At 63.4% G+C, this 20,977-nt stretch carries 20 protein-coding genes; 13 read left to right on the forward strand and 7 right to left on the reverse strand.

Annotation, left to right across the window (positions count from 1 at the left end; all coding sequences use genetic code 11):
- Positions 1 to 3: 3 nt before the first annotated feature.
- Complete coding sequence (locus tag VKR55_RS11410; RefSeq protein ID WP_324402934.1) at positions 4 to 702, reverse strand: helix-turn-helix transcriptional regulator; 699 nt, start codon at positions 700 to 702, stop codon at positions 4 to 6.
- 224 nt (positions 703 to 926) lie between these two features.
- Here VKR55_RS11410 and mepA point away from each other — a divergent pair, with 224 nt between their 5' ends.
- The 5 genes from mepA (at position 927) to modC (ending at position 5,084) form a co-directional block, all read left to right on the forward strand.
- Entirely contained in the window at positions 927 to 1,868 is a 942-nt protein-coding gene (gene mepA / locus VKR55_RS11415) for a penicillin-insensitive murein endopeptidase (RefSeq protein WP_324402936.1), read from the forward strand.
- A 162-nt stretch (positions 1,869 to 2,030) separates the two neighbouring features.
- Entirely contained in the window at positions 2,031 to 2,546 is a 516-nt protein-coding gene (locus tag VKR55_RS11420) for a hypothetical protein (protein WP_324402938.1), read from the forward strand.
- Between the two features lie 202 nt (positions 2,547 to 2,748).
- Positions 2,749 to 3,534: a molybdate ABC transporter substrate-binding protein gene (modA, locus tag VKR55_RS11425; protein ID WP_324402940.1), complete on the forward strand. Its 786-nt coding sequence runs from the start codon at positions 2,749 to 2,751 to the stop codon at positions 3,532 to 3,534.
- Between the two features lie 189 nt (positions 3,535 to 3,723).
- Complete coding sequence (gene modB, locus VKR55_RS11430; protein WP_324402942.1) at positions 3,724 to 4,419, forward strand: molybdate ABC transporter permease subunit; 696 nt, start codon at positions 3,724 to 3,726, stop codon at positions 4,417 to 4,419.
- 2 nt (positions 4,420 to 4,421) lie between these two features.
- Positions 4,422 to 5,084: a molybdenum ABC transporter ATP-binding protein gene (gene modC / locus VKR55_RS11435; protein WP_324402944.1), complete on the forward strand. Its 663-nt coding sequence runs from the start codon at positions 4,422 to 4,424 to the stop codon at positions 5,082 to 5,084.
- Positions 5,085 to 5,212: 128 nt separating this feature from the next.
- On the opposite strand, the gene VKR55_RS11440 is transcribed toward modC, so the two are convergent.
- The 3 genes from VKR55_RS11440 to VKR55_RS11450 form a co-directional block, all read right to left on the reverse strand.
- Positions 5,213 to 6,418, reverse strand: a complete 1,206-nt coding sequence (locus VKR55_RS11440; RefSeq protein WP_324402946.1) for a CaiB/BaiF CoA transferase family protein — start codon at positions 6,416 to 6,418, stop codon at positions 5,213 to 5,215.
- Positions 6,419 to 6,539: 121 nt separating this feature from the next.
- Positions 6,540 to 7,469, reverse strand: coding sequence for a glycine reductase (locus tag VKR55_RS11445; RefSeq protein WP_324402949.1), 930 nt, complete (start codon positions 7,467 to 7,469; stop codon positions 6,540 to 6,542).
- A 138-nt stretch (positions 7,470 to 7,607) separates the two neighbouring features.
- Entirely contained in the window at positions 7,608 to 9,401 is a 1,794-nt protein-coding gene (locus tag VKR55_RS11450) for a potassium/proton antiporter (RefSeq protein WP_324402951.1), read from the reverse strand.
- A 222-nt stretch (positions 9,402 to 9,623) separates the two neighbouring features.
- Between VKR55_RS11450 and VKR55_RS11455 the strand changes: the two genes are divergently transcribed.
- From VKR55_RS11455 to VKR55_RS11465, 3 genes are all read left to right on the forward strand, one after another.
- On the forward strand, positions 9,624 to 10,940 hold the full coding sequence (locus tag VKR55_RS11455) for a mechanosensitive ion channel family protein (RefSeq protein ID WP_324402953.1): 1,317 nt from the start codon (positions 9,624 to 9,626) through the stop codon (positions 10,938 to 10,940).
- A 117-nt stretch (positions 10,941 to 11,057) separates the two neighbouring features.
- Complete coding sequence (gene map / locus VKR55_RS11460) at positions 11,058 to 11,888, forward strand: type I methionyl aminopeptidase (RefSeq protein ID WP_324402955.1); 831 nt, start codon at positions 11,058 to 11,060, stop codon at positions 11,886 to 11,888.
- A gap of 192 nt (positions 11,889 to 12,080) precedes the next feature.
- Complete coding sequence (locus tag VKR55_RS11465) at positions 12,081 to 13,046, forward strand: hypothetical protein (RefSeq protein ID WP_324402957.1); 966 nt, start codon at positions 12,081 to 12,083, stop codon at positions 13,044 to 13,046.
- Between the two features lie 76 nt (positions 13,047 to 13,122).
- Here the strand turns inward: VKR55_RS11465 and VKR55_RS11470 are convergent, their stop codons facing one another.
- Positions 13,123 to 14,385, reverse strand: a complete 1,263-nt coding sequence (locus tag VKR55_RS11470) for an MFS transporter (RefSeq protein WP_324402959.1) — start codon at positions 14,383 to 14,385, stop codon at positions 13,123 to 13,125.
- A gap of 409 nt (positions 14,386 to 14,794) precedes the next feature.
- Between VKR55_RS11470 and radC the strand changes: the two genes are divergently transcribed.
- The 3 genes from radC (at position 14,795) to VKR55_RS11485 (ending at position 17,431) form a co-directional block, all read left to right on the forward strand.
- A complete protein-coding gene (radC, locus tag VKR55_RS11475; protein WP_324402977.1) occupies positions 14,795 to 15,508 on the forward strand; it encodes a RadC family protein in 714 nt (237 codons plus the stop codon).
- 26 nt (positions 15,509 to 15,534) lie between these two features.
- On the forward strand, positions 15,535 to 15,903 hold the full coding sequence (locus VKR55_RS11480) for a thioesterase family protein (RefSeq protein WP_324402961.1): 369 nt from the start codon (positions 15,535 to 15,537) through the stop codon (positions 15,901 to 15,903).
- A 166-nt stretch (positions 15,904 to 16,069) separates the two neighbouring features.
- A complete protein-coding gene (locus VKR55_RS11485) occupies positions 16,070 to 17,431 on the forward strand; it encodes a tetratricopeptide repeat protein (protein WP_324402963.1) in 1,362 nt (453 codons plus the stop codon).
- Between the two features lie 88 nt (positions 17,432 to 17,519).
- Here the strand turns inward: VKR55_RS11485 and VKR55_RS11490 are convergent, their stop codons facing one another.
- Entirely contained in the window at positions 17,520 to 18,590 is a 1,071-nt protein-coding gene (locus tag VKR55_RS11490) for a hypothetical protein (RefSeq protein WP_324402965.1), read from the reverse strand.
- 787 nt (positions 18,591 to 19,377) lie between these two features.
- Here VKR55_RS11490 and VKR55_RS11495 point away from each other — a divergent pair.
- On the forward strand, positions 19,378 to 19,506 hold the full coding sequence (locus VKR55_RS11495; protein WP_324402967.1) for a hypothetical protein: 129 nt from the start codon (positions 19,378 to 19,380) through the stop codon (positions 19,504 to 19,506).
- 71 nt (positions 19,507 to 19,577) lie between these two features.
- Here VKR55_RS11495 and VKR55_RS11500 read toward each other — a convergent pair whose 3' ends face one another.
- Complete coding sequence (locus VKR55_RS11500) at positions 19,578 to 19,886, reverse strand: YMGG-like glycine zipper-containing protein (protein WP_324402969.1); 309 nt, start codon at positions 19,884 to 19,886, stop codon at positions 19,578 to 19,580.
- Positions 19,887 to 20,072: 186 nt separating this feature from the next.
- Between VKR55_RS11500 and VKR55_RS11505 the strand changes: the two genes are divergently transcribed.
- A complete protein-coding gene (locus VKR55_RS11505; protein ID WP_324402971.1) occupies positions 20,073 to 20,789 on the forward strand; it encodes a hypothetical protein in 717 nt (238 codons plus the stop codon).
- Positions 20,790 to 20,977: the final 188 nt, after the last annotated feature.

Here is a 20,977-nt window from a genome sequence, read left to right on the forward strand (position 1 = left end):
GCGTCAGTTTCTGTCAGCATGATCGCCGCGGCCGAGCTTGCGATCGGAGAGACGCCAGTCGGCAAGCAAAGTTGGCCGACGCTTCGGAAAGCGCTCTTTGGAGACTTCGGCCCGTACGATCTGGTCCAACCGGAAGTGCCGAAAGCCCTTGCGCAGCTCACACCAGGCCGCAAGCACTTCGGCAGCTTCGAAGAAGCCTATCGCGATGGGCCAAACGACCCGTTCGGTCGGCGCGCCGCTCCTGTCAGCATAGGCAAGTCGCAGCTTGCGCTCCTCGCGCATGGCCTGCCGCACGGTGGCCAAGTGAGGCGGTTCGCCGCGTCCGCCGACGAACAAGCCGCTGGTTGCGATTGGATCGTCAGGGGTCGGAGGCAGCACAGCGACGATCTTTGCGAGGGCGTCCACAGCTCCGCGCGCCAAAGCGCCATCACCTCTGCGGCTCACCCACCGCAGTCCGAGGATGACCGCGTCAAGCTCGTCCTTATCAAGCGTCATCGGGGGAAGAAAGAAGCCGGCGCGGAGCCCATAACCAACCCCGGGCGCGCCCTCGATCGCAGCGCCGCGCTCCACCAGCGTGGCGATGTCGCGGTAGACGGTGCGCTTTGATACGCCAAGTTCGGCCGCGAGCTGATTTGCGGACACGGCACGGCGATGCCGACGAAGGGCCTGCAGAAGCTCGAACAGGCGTGCTGAGCGTGACACAGGAGGCAGATCGCAATCCAGAATCAGAACAGTGGCAGCAACGCGAGTCTGTCTCGCAGTGGCGACTTCCGCAACACCTCGAAGCCGATAGGGGCCTCGTGAGGTGCAGCCCGAACCGAAGGCACTCCAATCAACTTTTTGCTAATGCGCCCCGGATCCGGTTCGACAGACTAGCGCGGCGCTGCCCCTTCCCTGTACCAATTGCGGGCGAATAGAGTGAGCCGATGCAAGCCCGCTTGATTCTGATCCTGCTCCTGATCGCGTTTGCGGCCGTCTCCCGGTCGGTGCTGGCGCAGGACAAGGGCACGCTTGACCCGCAGCCGCTGCCGCCGCTGGCCAATCCCAACGATCCGAAGATCGGCGCCAAGCAATTGTTTGCGCGAAAGCTGTTGCCGTCGGCGCAGCCGGCCAAGGTGATCGGCGCCTACAACAAGGGCTGCCTCGCCGGCGCCGCGAAGATGCCGTGGGACGGCGACACCTGGCAGGTGATGCGGATCTCGCGCAACCGCTATTGGGGATATCCGGGCACGCTCGCGCTGCTCAAGCGGTTGTCGGTCAAGGCGCACAAGGATGCCGGCTGGCCCGGCCTGCTCATCGGCGATATCGGGCAGCCGCGGGGCGGGCCTGCGCTGTCAGGCCATGCCAGCCATCAGATCGGGCTTGACGCCGATGTCTGGCTGACGCCGATGCCGGATCACACCTTGTCGCGCCAGGATCGCGAGGAGATGTCCGCGACCATGATGGTGCGCAATGACCGGCTCGACATCGATCCCAAGGCCTGGACGCCGCAGCATTGGATGGTGCTGCGCGACGCGGCACAGGAGCCCGCGGTGCAGCGGATCTTCGTCAACGCCGCGATCAAGAAGGCGCTGTGCCGCGAGGCCACCGGCGATCGCCACTGGCTCGAGAAGATCCGCCCGTGGTGGGGCCACGATTATCACTTCCACATCCGCCTGAGATGCCCGCCTGGCGCCACCGAATGCCACGGCCAGCAGGATCAGACCGGCGGTGACGGCTGCAAGCCCTCCGATCTCGGCTACTGGTTCAAGGAATCGGTCCTGCATCCGAAGCCGGAGCCGGCGAAGCCGAGGGTCGGCATCACGCTGGCGCAGCTACCGAAGGACTGCAAAGCGGTCCTGAACGCCCCGAACGCCAAGCCGCAATGACACCGGGGGTGTTTTCATTCCGTCACAACTTCCGCTAACATGGCGGACACCGCGCAGGTGAGCGCGGCCCCGCCTCGGATCAGGGCTGCTGATCCGCACCCGTTGCCGATTTTGCCGGTGCAAGGCTGTCGTCATGCGGAACGGCAATCATGAGGATTCGCTATGCGTATCGTGCGCGACTCGTCGGTAGGCCTATTGCTGCTGCTCTCCGTCGCACAGGCGTGGGCCGCGGAAGAGCCGAGCGGCTGCGACAAGTTCAAATGGAATATCGACCATGAGCGCGCCGCGCTCACGGCCTCCGACCGCACCAAGCTCAATTCGGGTGCCGAGCTTAGTGCGCTGCCTTCGAGCGGCGTGATCCTGAGCCTGGTTGCGCCGGCCGAGGCGAAGCTGCCGACGCCGCCGCAACGCGCGCCGAAGGACGGCACGTTTGCAGGCTTTGCAAATTTCAAGACCGCGCCGAAGGCCGGACTCTACACTATCAGCCTGTCGGCCGACTCCTGGGTTGATGTGCTGCAGGACGGCCATTTCGTCAAACCCAAGAGCGTTAGCGGCGCAACCGACTGCGACGGCATCCGCAAGACGTTGAAATACGAGCTTTCGGAAAAACCCTTCGTGCTGCAGATCTCGGGCGTGAAGGACAATTCCATTTCGGTTGCGATCCTGCCGTCGCAATAGCCGGAGAATCGGTCAAATGGCCGCCTTTACGGGGGCGGCCAGCCTGCTATTGTCCGGCCCGCGAACCCCGAGCGGCCGTAAGCTCCCGGGACCGGACGGAACGGCGCTTCCGCATCCCTTCGCTTCCTTGATTTGACCGACGCCTGATTTGCGCGCGCAGGGCAGCCCCTCGCGAGCGTGAACCTGCATGGAGCGCCTCCCGATGCACCGTCTTGCCGGAATTTTCCTAAGCCTCGCGATCCTTGTTGGATCGGCCCTCTCGCCCGTTCACGCCGAGGACAAGACGCTGACCGTCTTTGCCGCAGCCTCGATGAAGAACGCGCTGGACGACATCGACGCGGCCTTCACCGCAAGGACCGGCATCAAGGTTTCCGCCAGCTATGCCGCGAGCTCGACGCTGGCGAAGCAGATCGAGCAGGGCGCGCCGGCGGATATTTTCGTCTCCGCCGACCTTGACTGGATGGACTATGCCACAGCCAAGAAGACCATCAATGAGGCGACGCGGGTGAACCTGCTCGGCAACACCATCGTGCTGATCGCGCCGAAGGATTCCAGAATCGATCATGTCACGATCGCCCAGGGCTTTGATCTCGCAAAGCTCGCCGGCGACGGCAAGATCGCAACCGGCGACGTCAAGGCGGTGCCGGTCGGCAAATACGCCAAGGCCGCGCTGGAAAAGCTCGGCGCGTGGCAGGCGGCTGAGCCGAAATTCGCCATGGCCGACAGCGTGCGCGCGGCGCTGACGCTGGTGGCGCGCGGCGAAGCCGTGCTCGGCATCGTCTATTCGACCGACGCCAAGGTCGAGCCCGGCGTGAAGATCGTCGGCACTTTCCCGGTCGATTCTCATCCCGCGATCATCTATCCCGTTGCGGCGACGGCGACCGCCAAGCCCGAGGCAACGCAATATCTCGACTATCTACACTCGCAGGCTGCAAAGACCGTGCTGGAAAAATACGGCTTCAACTACCTCTTGAAGCCAGTGTCTTGATGTGAGTAAGCGCGATGCGATTGTTTGAACACGAAGTGCGTTGGGAGCTCACCTCTCCCATTGGGAGAGGTCGGATCGCATCGCGAGATGCGATCCGGGTGAGGGGTTATGGTCCATGTTGAGAGCAAAGACCCCTCACCCGGATTGCTTCGCAATCCGACCTCTCCCCTCCGGGGAGAGGTAAGCAACGTGTTCGACATCACGCCCACGGAATGGACGGCGATCCTGCTCTCGCTCAGGGTCGCCACGGTGGCAACGCTGGTGGCGACGCCGCTTGGGATTGCCCTCGCGTATCTGCTGGCGCGGCGCGAATTCTGGGGCAAGTCGCTGGTGGATGCGCTGGTGCATTTGCCGCTGGTGCTGCCGCCGGTCGTCACCGGCTATCTGCTGTTGCTCGCCTTCGGCCGGCGCGGCCCGATCGGCGCCTTCCTCGCCGACACGTTCGGCATCGTGTTTGCGTTCCGCTGGACGGGAGCCGCGCTGTCCTGCGGCGTGATGGCGTTTCCGCTGCTGGTGCGACCGATCCGGCTCTCGATCGAGGCGGTCGACCGCAAGCTGGAGCAGGCCGCGGAAACGCTCGGCGCGCCGCCCTGGCGGCTGTTCTTCAACGTCACTTTGCCGCTGGCGCTGCCGGGCGTGCTCGCCGGCATGGTGCTCGGCTTTGCCAAGGCGATCGGCGAGTTCGGCGCGACCATCACCTTTGTCTCGAACATCCCCGGCGAGACCCAGACCATTTCATCCGCGATCTATTCGCTGATCCAGACGCCCGACGGTGATCCCGCGGCGCTGCGGCTCGTCGTCGTCTCCGCCATAATTGCCTTTGCGGCGTTGATCGGCGCGGAATGGTTCGCCCGCCGCGCCATCGCGCGGTTGCACGGAAACTGACCATGCTGCGCGTCGATATCGAGAAGCAGCTCGGCGAGTTCTCGCTTCACGCAGCCTTCGAGAGCGAGGGCCGCGTCACCGGGCTGTTCGGCGCTTCCGGCGCGGGCAAGACCTCGCTGGTCAACATGATCGCGGGGCTGCTCAGGCCGGACCGCGGCACCATCATCGTCGATGGCGAGACGCTCGACGATACCGCGAGAGGCATTCATGTGCCGGCCTGGCGGCGGCGCATCGGCTATGTCTTCCAGGATTCGCGGCTGTTTCCGCATCTCGATGTTCGCCAGAACCTCGACTATGGACGACGCATGAACGGCCTGACCGATGACGCCGAGCAGAAGAAGCGCGTCACCGGCCTGCTCGACATCGGCCATCTCCTTGACCGCCGTCCCGGCAAATTGTCCGGCGGCGAGCGCCAGCGCGTTGCGCTCGGCCGCGCACTGCTGGCAAAGCCACGGCTGCTCCTGCTCGACGAGCCGCTCGGCGCCCTCGACGAGGGGCGCCGCGCGGAAATCCTGCCCTATCTGGTCAAGCTGCGCGACGAAGCGCGCATTCCCATGGTCTATGTCAGCCACGACGCCGCCGAGATGCGTCAGCTCGCGACGCAGATCGTGCTGCTGCAGGGCGGGCGCGTCTCTTCGGTTGGCGGAGTGAAGGTGCTGTCCTAAGCCGTCATTCCGGGGCGCGCGTTAGCGCGAGCCCGGAATCCATACTCCCGAATCGTGGTTATGGATTCCGGGCCTGCGCCTTCGGCGCATCCCGGAATGACGAGTCGAGGGATTTTGCGGCGGATGCCTCACACCACCTCGCGCGCCTGCAGGTCGGCGATCGTCTTGGCGTCATAGCCGATCGAGCGCAGCACCTCGTCATTGTGCGCACCCGGTTCAGGCGCCATGTGGTCGAGCCTGCCGCCGCCGTGCGCCAGCTTGAAGCCACTGCCGGCAAAACGCAGCCGCCCGTAGGGCGTGTCGATCTCCTGCACCGCGCCGCGCGCGACGATCTGCGGATGGTCGATCACTTCCTCCACCGTCCAGATGCTGGCGCAGGGCGCACCGGCCGCGTCGAGGATCTTTTCCCACTCGCGCGGGCACTTCCTGGCCAGCGCCTCCTCGATGAGCGCCCGCAGCGCCGGCTCGTTTTCCTGGCGCGCGAACCAGTCGGCAAAGCGGGGATCGTCCAACACATCCTTGCGGCCGATCGCGGTCATCAGCGCGATGTATTGCTTCTCATTGTTGACGGCGAGCAGGAGATGGCCTTTGTCAGCGCCTTGGCCCGCCTTGAAAAGATTGGCGGTCGGCTTGCGGCTCACCGCCTGGTTGCCGGACAATTGCTGGCGATGACCGGCGACCGAGTAATCCGCGATCTGGCCCGACAGGAACGCCAGCGATGCCTCCAGCATGGAGACGTCGACGAACTGCCCCTTGCCGGTCTGGTTGCGCTGGAACAGCGCGCTGGAAACGCCGAAGGCCGCGGTCGCACCCGACAGCACGTCGCAGACCGCAAAGCCCGCGCGCGTCGGCCCGCTCTCCTGGTGGCCGGTGATCGCCATGATGCCGCTGATCGCCTGCATCTTGCCGTCATAGCCGGCGCCGTTGCGCTCGGGCCCGGTTTGGCCAAAGCCGCTTATCGCGCAATAGATCAGCTTCGGGTTGATGGCCGACAACACCTCGTAGCCGATGCCGAGCTTGTCCATCACGCCAGGGCGGAAATTCTCCATCACCACGTCGGCCTGCGCGGCGAGCTTCTTCACGATCGCGATCGCCTCGGGCTTCGACAGGTCAAGCGTCAGGCTGCGCTTGTTGCCGTTGACGGCCTGGAAGGCCGGCGCGAGATTGCGATCGGCCCATTCCCGGCTCAAGGGCGTGCGCCGCATGTCCTCGCCGCCGCGGCGTTCGATCTTGATGACGTCAGCCCCGAGCAAGGCAAGCTGATAGCTCGCATAGGGGCCAGCCAGCACCTGCGTGAAGTCGAGAATCTTCACGCCTTCGAACGGTCGGGTCACGTGGATTTCCCCCTATGAGCGTCATTGCGAGGAACGAAGCGACGAAGCAATCCACGCTTTCGCTGCAGTGACGTTATGGATTGCTTCGCTTCGCTCGCAATGACGACGAGTCGCTGGTCGATCACGCGGCGCGGTTGCCGCGCGCGATCTCCTTCTGCCGGTCGAATTCGGCGCGGCGGCGCGCCAATTCTTCCGGGCTCATCTGCGCGATGTTGTTGTAGTCAAGCTTCCAGGATGCATCCGCGCTCCAGCGCAGCGGTGATTGCATCGTGGTGCGCGGGCCGGTCGCGCTTTCGAGCAGAGAAAGCGCGAGTTCCAGCGTCAGCGCCTGCGACTCGACATCGTGCGGCTTGCCGGCGGAATTGCCGAGCGGAAAGTCAGAGAAAAAAAAGCGCGGCACCGCGGCGTGCTCGACGATATCCTTGGCGCAGCCCACAACAACGGTCGGAATGCCGTTGGCCTCGAGATGGCGTGCGACCAGCGAAGTGGTCTGGTGGCAGACCGGACAATTCGGCACCAGCACGGCGGCATCGACCTTGTCGGCGACGCAGCGGGCGAGAATCTCCGGCGCATCGACATCGATGGTGACGCGATGGCTGCGGTTGGTTGGCGCACCGAAGAAGCGCGGCGCGACCTCACCGATTCTCCCGCTCGCCTTTGCCTTCAAAAGCTGCGGCAGCGGAAACCACGTGCCGCTGTCGGTCGCGCTGGTGTGCTTGCGGTCATAGCCGATATGCGAGATGCGCAGATCGTGCTGCTTCGACGTATCGCCGTCATAGACCTGGTAGAACTTGGCGCTGCCATTATAGGCCGCGCCCGGCCCCTGGTCGCCCTTGGTTGGATCGTAGGGCGCGGCCGTGGTGATGATGGTCACGCGCGATTGCGCCAGCGGCTTCCTCAGCGCCTGGAACGGCGCTCCGACATAGTGCGCCCAGCGATAGGGCGTGGTGTAGCCGATCGCGGTGTAGTAATCGCGGGTCCGCTGCATATAGGGGACTGGGGAATCATAGTCGGGTGCAAAGCCGAATTCGTCGTCGGACGGGGCGGACATTGGCTGTCTCTCCTGCGTTTCCAATATTGAGCGTCAGACTAGAGATAGTCCGGCTATTCCTCAACAGGGCAGGTTGAAACGGGCTGCTGGTATGCAAGAGACCGCAGCCTGGTAGGCCCTCACGGCAAGCGTCGTAGGTCAGATTCCCGCCACCGAGGTCCAGAGCTCGCCGAGCTTCTTCCTGAACGACTGCATCCGCGTCAGCGGCTCGGCCTTCTCTTCCTCCTCAGGCAGGCGCAGGCCGACGACATTGACTCTCCCGCCCGAGAGGTTGCGCGCCACCAGCACGATCGAATCGAGCGGCAGGGTCGCGCCCTCCTTCGGCGCGTGGTCGAGATGGACGTCGAAATAATCCGACAAGGTCAGCCTGGCCTGATCCTCATCGACCTTGACGCCATAGATCTCGGCGAGCTCGGACAGCGTGTGCTCTCCGGAGACCGTGAAGTCGCCGAGCAGATGCGGATCGGGCGCTGTGCTCGGCTGCATGTCGACAAAGAAGCGGTCGAGCGCCTCTGCGCGTTGCGGCGGCGCCAGAAGATAGATGTAGTCGCCCGGCGCGACCGGCTCGGCCTCGGCCGGCGTCAGAATCTGCTCGTTGCGGATCACCAGCGTCGGCTTCGACCAGGACGGAATCAATCCGCGGCGGAAGTAGAGGCTCTTCGGTCGCACCGGATAGCCGACCAGCTCCTGCTCGAGCTGGCCGGGTAGATCGAGCTCCACGCGCCGCGGGCCGCGCTCGGAGCGCGGCAGCGCGACATGCAGCCGCCGCGCGGCGGCGGCCAGGGTCCAGCCCTGCAGCAGCAGCGAGGTGATGACGACGACAAAGGCCGCGTCGAAATAGAGATAGGCTTTCGACAATCCGACCAGCATCGGAATCGAGGCGAGGAAGATCGCGACTGCGCCGCGCAGGCCGGTCCATGCGATGAACAGCTTTTCGCGCCAATTGAAGCGGAACGGCGCCAGGCACAGGAAAACCGCGACGGGCCGCGCCACCAGCATCAACACCAGCGCGACGACGACGGCGGGTTCGATGCTGGAGCCGAGCCGGTTCGGCGACACCAACAGTCCCAGCAGCACGAACATCACGATCTGCGCGAGCCAGGTCGCGGCATCCAGGAAGGTCACGACCGAATTGTGCGCGCGCGTCGGCCGGTTGCCGACGATGATGCCGGCAAGGTAGACCGCGAAAAAACCCGACGCATGCGAAAGCTGCGCTACGCCGAAGATGACGAGCGCGGTGGTGGTGACGAAGGGCGCGTGCAGGCCCTGCGGCAGCGCCACGCGGTTGAGCGCGATCACGATCATCCGCCCGCCGATCATGCCCATGACGGCGCCCAGCACCGCCTCGCGGGCAAGCTCCATCAGGACGTGGCCGGTCGAAGAGTGGCCGACCGAAATGAACTCGACCAGCATCAGGGTGAGGAACACGGCGAACGGATCATTGCTGCCGGATTCGGCTTCCAGCGTGGCGCCGACGCGGGGCCGCAGGCGGAGGCCCTGCGCGTGCACCAGCAGGAACACGGCCGCGGCATCGGTCGAGGCCACCACGGCGCCGACAAGCAGCGCCTCGGTCCAGTTGAGGTCGAGCGCGTACTTTGCAGCCGGAGCAGTGATAGCCGCAGTCAGGAGCACGCCGACGGTCGCAAGCGCCATCGAGGGCGCGAGCACGGCGCGGATATTCTGGAAGCGCGTGCGCAGGCCGCCGTCGAACAGGATCAGCGCCAGCGCCACCGAGCCGACCAGATAGGTGGTGCGGACATCGTCGAACGCGATTCCGCCGGGTCCGGAATCGCCGGCCAGGATGCCGATGATCAGGAACACAAGCAGCAGCGGGGCGCCGAAACGCAGCGCCAGGAGGCTCGACAGGATGCCCGCCATGAGCAGAACGGCGCCGAGCAGAATGACTATGCTGACCTGGTCGAGAGAAGCCATGCGCCTTGATACGAGGTGTCAAACACTTGCATTTGCATCCATATCGTCGCCAGAATGGGACGCCAACCCATTTTGGGCCGATCGCGGCAAAGTGCCAGAAAAGACGGCCTGACTTCGCCTCCGCACTGTGTTGTATCGATGGTCGGGGGCTGACGTTTATGGGAATGTGCGGGCCGGTTCGAATCACGCTGACTGACGGGCGGGCGCATCGAGATCTTGCCGATGGATACAGATTTCAAGGACATCGTCGACGCCGTGCAGATGGCCTTGCGCTCGGTCGGCGCGGAAGTGGCCTCGCCCTGGTTCTATCTGCAATTCGGCCTGATCCTGGCCGGCGCCGCCATTGGGCTCGCGACCAATGCCGCCATTCGCGCCCGCGTCGACACGACCTCGCTCGCGATGCGCTGGCCGCTGCCGATGCGGCATTTTGCCCGCGTGATGGTCTCGAGTGCCGCAACCGCCGTGTTCGCCGTGCTGATGATCGTCAGCCGCGTCGTCATGTGGCACACGACCTGGCCGAGCCGCAGCTACCTGCTCGCGGTCTCCGCCAAGCTGGCGCTGGCGTGGCTCGCGATCTGCCTCGTCACCTCCGTGATCCGCAACGCCCTGATCGTCCGCCTGGTGTCGATCGCGGCATGGCTGGTCGCGGCGCTCAGCATCATCGGCCAGCTCGACTCGGCCGCGGATACGCTGGATTCGGTCGCAATCGAGGTCGGCGGCTTGCGGCTGTCGCCGCTGCTCCTGATCAAGGCCGGCGCAGTCCTGCTGGTTGCGGTGTGGCTCACCAATATCGCCAGCAACTTTGCCGAAAGCCGCATCAACCGCGCGTCCGACCTGACGCCGTCGATCCAGGTGCTGCTGGTCAAGATCATCCGCATCGGCCTGCTCGTGGTCGCGATCGCGATCGCGCTCTCGGCCGTCGGCATCAATCTTTCGGCGCTGGCGGTATTTTCCGGCGCGGTCGGCGTCGGCATCGGCTTCGGCCTGCAGAAGATCGTCGCCAATTTCATCTCGGGCATCATCCTGCTCGCGGACAAATCCGTGAAGCCCGGCGACCTCGTCACCATCGGCGACAATTCCGGGCGCATCAGCGCCATGAAGACGCGCTACATCTCGGTCGCCGCCGGCGACGGGCGCGAATTCCTGATCCCGAACGAAGACCTGGTGACACAGAAAGTCACCAACTGGACCTACACCGACAAGAACACCCTGGTGAAGATCGCCTTTGCCACCAACTACGACGCCGATCCGAGGCTCGTCTGCAAGCTCGCCATCGATACCGCAGCAAGCCATCCGCGCGCGACCAAAGGCAAGGCGCCGAACTGCATCCTCACCGAGTTCGCCGAGGCCGGGATGAAATTCTCTCTGACCTTCTGGATCGCCGATCCTGACGGCATGGACAATGTAAAGAGCGACGTGATGCTGGCGCTGTGGGACGCCTTCAAGCGCGACGGCATCCGCGTGCCCTATCCGGTGCGGGAAATCCGCGTCCGCGGTGGGGCGCTACCGGTCGAGAGCGTGGTCGAGGTTTCCAGCTAGAAATCATGCGTCTGGACCTGTTCCACCGTATCAACCCCGGCTTGCGCTGGTGGCCACGATCATTAGATTAGGTTATTCAAATCAACTCTTGTCCACACCCCTTAAGCCAACCCGCCCATGAGCTATATCGAAGCCACCGACACCTCGCTGCGCAAGACCGGACAGATCAAGCTGCATGGGGCGAGTGGCTTTGCCGGTATGCGCAAGGCGGGCGCCCTGGTAGCAAAGTGCCTCGATGAGCTCACCGATATCGTCAAGGCGGGCCTTCCGACCTCCAAGATCGACGACTTCGTCCGCGAATTCGCCTTCAACCACGGCGCCTATCCGGCAACACTGATGTATCGCGGCTACCGCTATTCGACCTGCACCTCGATCAATCACGTGGTCTGTCACGGCATGCCGGGCGACCGCGCGCTGAAGGAAGGCGATATTGTCAATATCGACGTCACCTTCATTGTCGATGGCTGGTATGGCGATTCCAGCCGGATGTATGCGATCGGTCCGATTGCGCGCAAGGCCGAGCGGCTGATCGAGGTCACCTATGAGGCGATGATGCGCGGCATCGCCGCAGTGAAGCCCGGCGCCACCACCGGCGACATCGGCCATGCCATCCAGAGCTTTGTCGAGCCGCAGGGCATGAGCGTGGTGCGCGACTTCTGCGGCCATGGGCTCGGACGCCTGTTCCACGACGAGCCCAACATCATCCATATCGGCCGGCCCGGCGAGGGCGTGCCGCTCAAGCCCGGCATGTTCTTCACCATCGAGCCGATGATCAATCTCGGCAAGCCGCACGTAAAAATCCTCTCCGATGGCTGGACCGCGGTCACCCGCGACCGCTCGCTGTCGGCGCAGTTCGAGCATTCGGTCGGCGTCACTGCCGACGGCGCGGAGATTTTCACGCTCTCCGAGCGCCATGGCGAGAAGCCGCCGGTGTTCGCGCAGGCTTAGCCAGCTCCCTCTCGGCCGGCCCGGCTACCATGCCGGTCCGGGTTCCACGCGGCCGTCGCAGCCTCGACGTTCGAGGACAGTTCCAGTCCGTGTCTGACGCTGCGCCCACATCGCAATTTTCTCCAAGCGGCGGCCGTGGCCTTCTGCGAATGCCTGTGCGGCAGGACGCCTTTGTCCAATTGGAGAACAGCGATGGGCGGCGAATCCCTTTCCTTCATCGAAGCGCTGAGTGCAGACGGCCCGGCGCATGATCGGGCCGACAAGATGATGCTCTATGGCCAGTTCATCGGCGCATGGGATGGCACCGTTACGAGATACGGCGCCAACGGAGAGCGCTTCGATTCAAGCGCCGAGGTGCATTTCGGCTGGGCGCTCCAGGGACGCGCCATTCAGGATGTCTGGATCGTTCCGTCCCGCCTCGGGCGGGCGCCTGGCGAAGCCGACAAGATGAACGGAACGACTTTGCGGATCTACGACCCGCAGCACGACAATTGGCAGATCACATTCATCGATCCGGTCAGGCAAACGCATGACCGGATGACGGGGCGGCAGGTCGGCGTCGACATCGTCCAGGAGTATCGCGACCAGGCGGGCACCATTTGCCAATGGTGCTTCACCGAGATCGAGGCCAACTCGTTCCATTGGATCAGCCGCGTATCGAGCGATGAACGGGCGACGTGGAGGCTTACCGCGGAGTACTATCTCAGGCGCCGGAAACGGCCGGAGCAGACGCAGGCGGATGCGGCCCTCCCGGAGTCGGCTGCGTTCGATTTCTGGCAAGGCGCCTGGCGCGTGACCGACCCGAACGACGGCAAGCTGCTCGGCTTCAGCAAGGTCGACCGCATCCTGGGCGGCCGCGTCCTGCATGAGCAATGGAGCGGGGCCGACGGCTATTGCGGCGAAAGTTTCAATATCTTCGACAAGGATCGGCGCTGCTGGCACCAGAGTTGGGTCAGCGACGACGGTACGCTGCTGCTGCTCGATGGCGGGTCCGTGGATCGCGCGATGGATTTGCAAGGCGCAGCGGCCGACGGTGAACGCCACCGGATCCGCTGGACGCCGCAGGCGGACGGCAGTGTCCTTCAGTTGTGGGAGGCCTCGGGCGACGGCGGGGCGAGTTGGCGGCTGCGTCTTGCCGGCCTTTACCGGCCCGTGTGACACGCCGGCTCGCGCGCACTTCCGGGTTGCAAAAATCCTGTCGAACGGGCCGCACGTACGGACTTTATGGCGTGCTTCATGGCACGCCCACGCGGATCGGCGAAGCGCTCCTGGCCGTCATGACAATCAGCGCGGCTGCCACGGCATTGGCGATCGCGCTGGCCGCAATCGGCACGAAGTAGTTGTGGCTGGCGTCGAACATGAAGCCCGCTGCACTCGGCCCGACGAGCGTACCGATCGCGACGCTGGTGTAGAGAACACCGATGATGCCGCTGACGCGCCGCGCCCCGAAATGATCCGCCACGACTGCCGGCAGGATAGCAACCCAGCCTCCGTAGAAGAGTCCGAAGGCCAGGGCGAACACGATCAGCACCAGGAAGCTTCCCGCCACTGCCCAGATCGCGAGAGATCCCGCCATGCCGAAATACATGGCGGCCAGAAAGACGTCCCGCCCCATGCGATCGGCAATACCACCGAGGAAAAATCGGCCGATCGTGCTCCCGACGCCGATAGCGCCTAGGAGCAAGACGGCCATTGTCGGTTCGATCTTGTGGTCAACGGCGTAAGGCACGAGGTGCACGAACGGGACAAACGCGCCCAACGACCCTGCGAGGCAGGCCGCATAGAGTCCGACAAACCATGTGGTCCGAGCAGCTTCCTTGACGGACAAGCCTTCCACAGACCGCGAAGAAGGGGCCGTTTCCGGCGCACTGCCATCCGGCCCGAGCCCGCGATGCCGGGGATCGTCATCGATCAGAGCGGCCGCGCCAACGCCCACGATCGCCACGAGGACGCCGAGAACGAGGTACGCCTCCCGCCATCCGAATCCGGCAATGAGCGTTGTGGCCAGCGGCGGCATCACGAGGGTACCCACGCCGATTCCGCTAACAGCGAGCCCCGATGCGAACCCGCGGCGTTTGACGAACCAGCGCTGCACCGCGCCCAGGATGGGAACAAACGCACAGCCGAGGCCCAAGCCGATCCCGAGCCCATAGGCCGCATAGACTTCCATGAGCGTCCTTGCTCGTCCGGCCAGGATCAGACCGAGGGCGGCAAGCAGCATTCCCGCGATGGCGATCCGCCTGGCCCCCCAACGGTCGGCGAGAGGCCCCGATATCACGCCGACGCCGAAATACAGGAAACCGGCCAATGAGAATACCAACGAAACCGAGCCGCGCGACGCGCCGAAGTCCTTCTCCAAGGAGGCGACAAAGGAGCTGAACGTGTAGGCGCTGCCGAAGCCTACCAAAGTGACCGCGAACGCAGCCGCCACCACGAACCAGCCGTAGAAAATGCGAGCCCTTCGCACTGTCGGATCGCTGCTTGCAACGTTAGCCATGTCAATCCCTCCATCTTTCAACACCACTATCTTATATTAAGTGGTGTCTTCTTGTCAACCAGTAAGAGGCTTATATTGGTGTCGAATGGGCCACCCGAAACCGACCTCCGGTTCCCCGGGACCTCACGGTGCTGTATGAATTCATTGATTCACTCGATGAACGCCACATTGTTCAGGACGGCGTGCCACATACGGCCAGGACTGGCTCGCGAGCGTAGTCGCGCTCAAGGCGTGGATGCGTAGCCATGGGCTACTCAGCGGCAGATTGCGGGACTTCCTCCGCCTCGCGCCGTCCGATCGCCGCGCTGGTGCCGACGCCGCACGCCTCAAGGGCGCGACGTGGCTGGATTGATCGGCTCGCGCGCACTTCCCGGTTGCAAAAATCCTGTCGAACGGCACATTGGTGCCGATGCCCGCCAAGTCGCGACCACCGCAGGATGAGGCTGCCGAGACGCCGCATTACCACGGCCATCGCGAACGCCTGCGCGAGCGGTTCTACAGTGCCGGCCCCGATGCGCTCAGCGACTACGAGTTGTTGGAGATGGCGCTGTTCGCCGCCATCCCGCGCCGCGACACCAAGCCGCTTGCGAAAGCGCTCTTGAAGAAATTCGGCTCGTTCGCGGAAGTGATCCATGCCCCCGAAGCGCGACTGCGCGAGGTCGACGGCATCAAGGATGCGTCCGTCAACCAGCTCAAGCTGATCGCGGCGGCCGCAAGCCGGATCGCCAAGGGCGAGATCAAGCGCTCCGTCGCGCTGTCCTCCTGGGCCGACGTGATCGACTATTGCCGCTCCAGCATGGCGTTCGCCGACAAGGAGCAGTTTCGCCTCTTGTTCCTCGACAAGAAGAACCGGCTCATCGCCGACGAGGTGCAGCAGACCGGCACCGTCGACCACACCCCGGTCTATCCCCGCGAGGTGATCAAGCGCGCGCTGGAGTTGTCCGCGACCGCGCTGATCCTCGTGCACAACCATCCCTCCGGCGATCCCTCACCGTCACAGGCCGACATCCAGATGACCAAGGCGATCATCGATATTGCCGCCCCGCTCGGCATCTCCGTGCACGACCACATCATCGTCGGCCGCGGCGGGCACGCGAGCCTGAAGGGGATGAAGCTGATCTAATGCTGCTCAATACGGGAGAGAAACACATGCCAACCGATCGCCTGACGCCAGGGCTCAAAGCCGAGACCGTCACAACAGTCGACGACAAGCTGGTGGTCAAGCACATGGGAGGCGATGGCGTGCTGTCCACGCCGTCGATGATCGGGTTGATGGAGCGTACCAGCATCGAGGCCGTACAGGCTTATTTGCCCGAAGGGCACACCACCGTCGGCTTCGAGGTGCACGTCAAGCATTTCGGAGCGACCCCAAAAGGCAAGAAGGTGACGGTGCGCGCCGAGCTGCTGGAGGTGGACGGGCGCAAGCTGCGATTCAAGGTCGAGGCACACGACGAGGATAAGAAGGTTGGCGATGGCACCCATCGGCGCGCAATCATTGCCATTCAGCGCGAGGGCTGATCTGTTTCAACCGACGTTCCCGGGGCCGTTTGTTGCGGCAAGGGCGGGCACGCGAGTCTGAAGGGGATGAAGCTGATCTAGCGTTGGAATGCGCCTATAACGAAGTGGTCTTGTCGACCACGTCCAGTCCTGACATGGCGCCGAAGCGTCCACGAAAGAGCCGATGATGTCGAATGGTCCCAGCGCTGTCCTCTCCTTCGACGAGATCGATGCGCTCGTGCGCGACGTCATTGCAGAGGGGAAGGCGGGACGCCAGCAGACTGCGTGGCAGATGGTACAGCCGCTGCGAAAGGCCCAGCCCCGGCAGCCGGAAGCCGCGATGGCGTTGCTGTGGATCGTTGACGAGCGAGGCCTCGAAAGGCAGGCGGCGGTAGAGGCTCTGTCGGAGATAGAACTGTCTCACGGCCAGGATATCGAAATCCTGTCGGCCGTTGGCGGGTGCCTCGAGCGCGCCCGCGACATCGATGATCTCAATGCGCCGCCGCCGGACGATCCGGTTTTTCGCAACGTCCTCGAAAAGCTGGACGCCCTCGCCAGGACCTGCGAGGGGCGGCCCGAGCAGGAGACGATCCTCCGCGGGCTGGCCACATCGGCGTGCATGCTGGCGCGTCAGCACGATGCGATCGCCGAGAGCAGCCATCGGAAGCTGACCGAGATCAATCCTCGAAAGAGCGAGTACCATTACAATCTCGGTCTTTTCTACAAGACGCGGGGCAGGTTTGCAGAGGGCGTCACGGCGAACCAGATGGCCGCGAGCCTGGCCGACGAGATCAGCGAAGGTTGCGAGTGGAATCTCGGTATCTGCGCCACTGGAGCGAGGAACGCCGAGGTTGCCCTGGATGTCTGGAAACGCCTGGGGCAGACCATCGAGATTGGGCGCTTTGGGTTGCCGGAAGGTCGCTATCGTCCATGCAAGGTGAAGCTTGCCCAGCGGCCGCTGGCAGAGCGCGCCGCCAACCTCGACGATCCCGGCCAAGAGGAGACGGTCTGGATCGAACGCCTCAGTCCCTGCCACGGGATTATCCGCAGCGTGCTCTATGGGAACCTGGGGGTCGATTATGGCGACGTCATCCTGATGGATGGCGCGCCGATTACGCATCACACTTACGGTGAGGAGCGCGTAGCGGTCTTTCCCCACCTGGCAACGCTGCTCCGACGGAACTATCAGTTTTTCGACTTCGCCGGCACGCAAGACAAAGCAGGACAATTGGTGGGTCTGAGCGAAGAACTGGACGGAGATGCGGTCGTCTATTCGCATTCCGAGACCGTCACGATGCTGTGCGCGACTTGCTGGCGCGACCCCGACATCGATCACGCTCATCATGAGAGCATGGAAAGGCATGTCGTCACCGGCCGCATCGCTGCACCGCCCGACATTGCGCCCGCGCGGCTTCTCGATCTGATCGACAAAGGCATTGAGAAGCGCGAACAATGCCAGCTCTATGCGCCCGACCTTTGCGCGGCGGCTGGACTGGTCGCGCGTGAGCGGATCGACAGGCGGCGGTTTGCTCTGCTGACAGACAACTAGCGCGAACCTACGGCCATCATCGCCGGCAAAGACATGCATGCGAGCCTGAAGGGAGAGCGGCTGATCTAGTCCACCTGGCTGGCTGAAGTTATTCGATGACGACCTCGGCCGCGAAGAAGCCCATCATTTCTTGCCGAGAGAGCGTGCGTAGGCCGACGGCTGGCACGCCAGGCGCGACGATAGGGCCCATGTTGCTCGTGGGCTGAAGAGGTGCCGGATCAAGCACCCATGCGCGCTGCGGATCGGTGTTGACCGCTTCGGCACCCACCATGGCCATTGCGTGCTGAGCGTCCGCGTAAAACACGGGATGATTGCTGCCCAGATTATCAAAAATCGACTGATTTCTCAGAGTTGGCTGAATATTGCTGAAATTCATTAGCGCCGTTCCATCTATCATTCTCAATTTATCGAAGTACCTTGGCGTGCTGACGTTGAAAGTGGTTCCGGCAGCATCAGTGTAGCTTGTATTCAGCATGCGCAACATTGCCGCAGGTTGCCCGGTGGCGATTTGGACTGTGCCATAGGCCTTCTGAACGATCGTCGCCTGCGGAACGGCGTGCCCGTAGAAACTGAATATGGTCTGTGCCGCCGCGGCCCAACACCACACAATAGTCTGCTGCGCAGTCACTTTGGGCAACTTGTCGAAGTTGACAAAATAGGTGCAGTGCTGCCCGCCGGGGTCGCAGTTGCGACCGTCCCGCCAACCCGGAGGCAACGTTGAGGCGTTGACCGGCGAATGAGTTCCGTCGGCTGAGGCTGGCCTCGTGATGGCGATACCATTGCTCATAGCACCATCGGTGCACGGACTGCCGACCGGAATCGGATGCACCCCAAATGGTGCAAAGTCGAAGGTAGTTCCCGCCCGTGGTCCCGAATTGAACTGGCAGACCGTGGTGACATTCGAGCTAGCCTGGAATCCCGGCACCGGTGCGGGGATTGTGGGTGCCGACACAGCCACCCCGCTGCTGAACTGGCCGTCAGTGCAGGGGCTGCCGACTGGGATCGGCGGCGCGCCGAATCGTGCAAAATCGAACGTCGTACCGGCGCGCGGACCGACCGTGAAATGACAGACGGTCGTAAAGTTCGACTGCGCGTGCCCGGGATAAGCTGACAGCAAGTTCAACCCAACAATCAACAATAACAGATTCACCTTCCTCATTGCCCACTCCGTTTCCATCGCCATCACGTTCAGTGGTAGGCCACTGCATCCCCCGAAAGCCGCTCCAACTGTTCGGTTCTGCGCCGATTCGCTTCAGGTCAATTCGGACACCCAAAGCATCGAATCCTGTCGCTGTGCTCCCTTGCTTTTTCTTCAAGATCGATAAGCGCAGGATCCGATTGTGTGCGTGTCGCGGGGGCTCTAGCGGGCCGGCTTGGCTGCTGATCGCAACCGAAAGGATTGCCGCACGCGTCGTAATTTCTTGAAGCAGAACTGTCCGCTTCGCTTGAAGACGAATCGCAAATAAACGGGTTGTCACAGGCCAACGCGGGCGCGGTGAAGACAAGCAAGCCAAAGAACATGAGCCGAAGTCGATACATCTTCAAAATCCTTTCATAAGAAACAAGCCAAGTGAAAACTGATTCAACCCTCGCAATAACGCTCTTGTTTGGGCTCCGAAGGAATAAATAGACTATTTCAGGTTGCATGGACAGGTCACCCTGCACGCATCACTTTATACCGGTTCAACGGACCGTCGCCAGAGACTGAGACCGACAATCAAGGCTGACGCATCGCCGTGCACGACCAATCATCGTCGGCAAACGCCGGCATCCGAGCCTGAAAGTCGGCCCGCCGTAGCGTTTACCATTTATTAACTCTCCGCTTTGCGCTTTGGCCAACGCGTGAGAGTGTTATTCTCAGGGATGAGAGGGGTGGCTCATCATCGAACGAGAGGGGATCGATGGTGAATCTGCTGCGAGAGCGGATATGAGGCGCGGCCGACTTGATGCCGAGCCTGAGTGACTTGATCGACAAGGTTCTGGACTGGATCGAGGAGCAAAGCGGCACAATGGCGCCGCTGGCAATCGACGGATTGGTCTGCTGCGAGGCCGAGACCAGGATGCTGCTCGATTGATGGAACACTGATCGGAACGCAAAAGAGGCGCCTCAGGGCGCCTCTTCACCAGTTCGCAATGGATGCCGATCTCAGTAGCAGTAGCGGGGATCGACGCGCATCCAGTAGCCGTCGCCACGCTGGATGTAGCAGCCGTCGTGGTACCAGTAATAGCCACCGCGGCGCCGATCGCCTTCGCTGCCGATCGCAGCGCCCGTGCCCGCGCCGATCACGGCGCCAATCGCCGCACCCCGGCCACCGCCGAGGGCGCCACCGACAATCGCGCCCGCGGCTCCGCCGAACAGGGCGCCACCCAGCGTATTGTTCTGGGCCGCGGCCTCCTGCGCTGTCATCGCCACGGCAAGACCCAGCAACGCCGCAATCCCAAACCTCCGAATCATCTGAGAATCCTCCTTCTGCGATCGTCCCGCACTGCTTGTTGGCATTGGTTCTCCCTGACGTCAATAAACTTGACCCGCCGATATCGGCGATAACCGCGCCTCACCTCGGGCAGAAGCTTGAACCCGCCTTATTGTCGCCGCAACTTATGCTGGATGGAAAGCGTCGGTTATGTGCAGGGAGCAGCGATGCGAGCGGGTTTGGCCCTTCTGGTCCTCAGCGCCATGCTGCTCGCGCGACCGGCGGCCGCTTATGACGCCGGCGATCCGAATAATTGCAACGGCGTCGATTGGGACGACAAGCATGCGCTCGTCGTCTCGAAGGTCGTGGCAAGCCCGCGCGTCAATTTCGTCAAGAGCCTCTACGATGATGACTTCAAGGCCGAGACTTGTCCGGCGGCCACCGCGGCGTGCCGCAAGACATCCTATCTCGTGACCGGGAACCTCGTGCTGGTCGGCAAGGCGCGCGGCGCGTTCACCTGCGTGTCGTACCAGTCGCCGGATGCGAGGAAGCAGATCTGGACCACAAGCTGGCTGCCAAGCGCGGCGCTGACGCCGGTCGCGCCGATGGCCGCACCAACGTTTTTCGACTGGGTCGGCACCTGGCGCCAGCCCGGCGGCACCATCGAGATCAGGCGCGGCGGCGCCGGTGGCCGCTTGAAGATCGAGGGCGAGATGGTCGTGCCCGGCGCGCAGGATGTCCATAACGGCGTGATCGAAGCCGAGGTGATGCCGGGCAAGGACGCCATCGCCTTCCTGGATGACGGATCGCTTCCGTTCGAAACCGAATCCGACGGCGGCTGCAGGGTGCGGATGCAGCGCATCGGCCCATGGCTTCTGGTCGAGGACAACGACAATTGCGGCGGCGCCGGCGTCACCTTCACCGGGCTCTATCACCGCAAATAGTCCCGCGCTTCTTCGGAAAACCGCTTCACGCTTTTCCGGATCATGCGCTAGAGCAAAATCCGAGCGATTTGAATCGAGAGGGATTCCCAACGGGCGCGAATTCTGATTCACACTGCGTGCTGGACAAGGAGGCCAGCACGCATGGCCAAGTCTTTGTCGGAGGATTTGCGGATCAGGGTCGTCCGAGC

This window comes from Bradyrhizobium sp. (assembly GCF_035309285.1).
Lineage (GTDB): Bacteria > Pseudomonadota > Alphaproteobacteria > Rhizobiales > Xanthobacteraceae > Bradyrhizobium.

Bases quoted from the DNA above. Each gene is read 5' to 3' on its own strand.
- mepA (WP_324402936.1), top strand. From the start codon at position 927: ATGCAAGCCCGCTTGATTCTGATCCTGCTCCTGATCGCGTTTGCGGCC.
- VKR55_RS11420 (WP_324402938.1), top strand. From the start codon at position 2,031: ATGCGTATCGTGCGCGACTCGTCGGTAGGCCTATTGCTGCTGCTCTCC.
- modA (WP_324402940.1), top strand. From the start codon at position 2,749: ATGCACCGTCTTGCCGGAATTTTCCTAAGCCTCGCGATCCTTGTTGGA.
- modC (WP_324402944.1), top strand. From the start codon at position 4,422: ATGCTGCGCGTCGATATCGAGAAGCAGCTCGGCGAGTTCTCGCTTCAC.
- VKR55_RS11445 (WP_324402949.1), bottom strand. From the start codon at position 7,469: ATGTCCGCCCCGTCCGACGACGAATTCGGCTTTGCACCCGACTATGAT.
- VKR55_RS11450 (WP_324402951.1), bottom strand. From the start codon at position 9,401: ATGGCTTCTCTCGACCAGGTCAGCATAGTCATTCTGCTCGGCGCCGTT.
- VKR55_RS11455 (WP_324402953.1), top strand. From the start codon at position 9,624: ATGGATACAGATTTCAAGGACATCGTCGACGCCGTGCAGATGGCCTTG.
- map (WP_324402955.1), top strand. From the start codon at position 11,058: ATGAGCTATATCGAAGCCACCGACACCTCGCTGCGCAAGACCGGACAG.
- VKR55_RS11465 (WP_324402957.1), top strand. From the start codon at position 12,081: ATGGGCGGCGAATCCCTTTCCTTCATCGAAGCGCTGAGTGCAGACGGC.
- VKR55_RS11470 (WP_324402959.1), bottom strand. From the start codon at position 14,385: ATGGCTAACGTTGCAAGCAGCGATCCGACAGTGCGAAGGGCTCGCATT.
- radC (WP_324402977.1), top strand. From the start codon at position 14,795: ATGCCCGCCAAGTCGCGACCACCGCAGGATGAGGCTGCCGAGACGCCG.
- VKR55_RS11480 (WP_324402961.1), top strand. From the start codon at position 15,535: ATGCCAACCGATCGCCTGACGCCAGGGCTCAAAGCCGAGACCGTCACA.
- VKR55_RS11485 (WP_324402963.1), top strand. From the start codon at position 16,070: ATGTCGAATGGTCCCAGCGCTGTCCTCTCCTTCGACGAGATCGATGCG.
- VKR55_RS11490 (WP_324402965.1), bottom strand. From the start codon at position 18,590: ATGAGGAAGGTGAATCTGTTATTGTTGATTGTTGGGTTGAACTTGCTG.
- VKR55_RS11495 (WP_324402967.1), top strand. From the start codon at position 19,378: ATGCCGAGCCTGAGTGACTTGATCGACAAGGTTCTGGACTGGATCGAG.
- VKR55_RS11500 (WP_324402969.1), bottom strand. From the start codon at position 19,886: ATGATTCGGAGGTTTGGGATTGCGGCGTTGCTGGGTCTTGCCGTGGCG.
- VKR55_RS11505 (WP_324402971.1), top strand. From the start codon at position 20,073: ATGCGAGCGGGTTTGGCCCTTCTGGTCCTCAGCGCCATGCTGCTCGCG.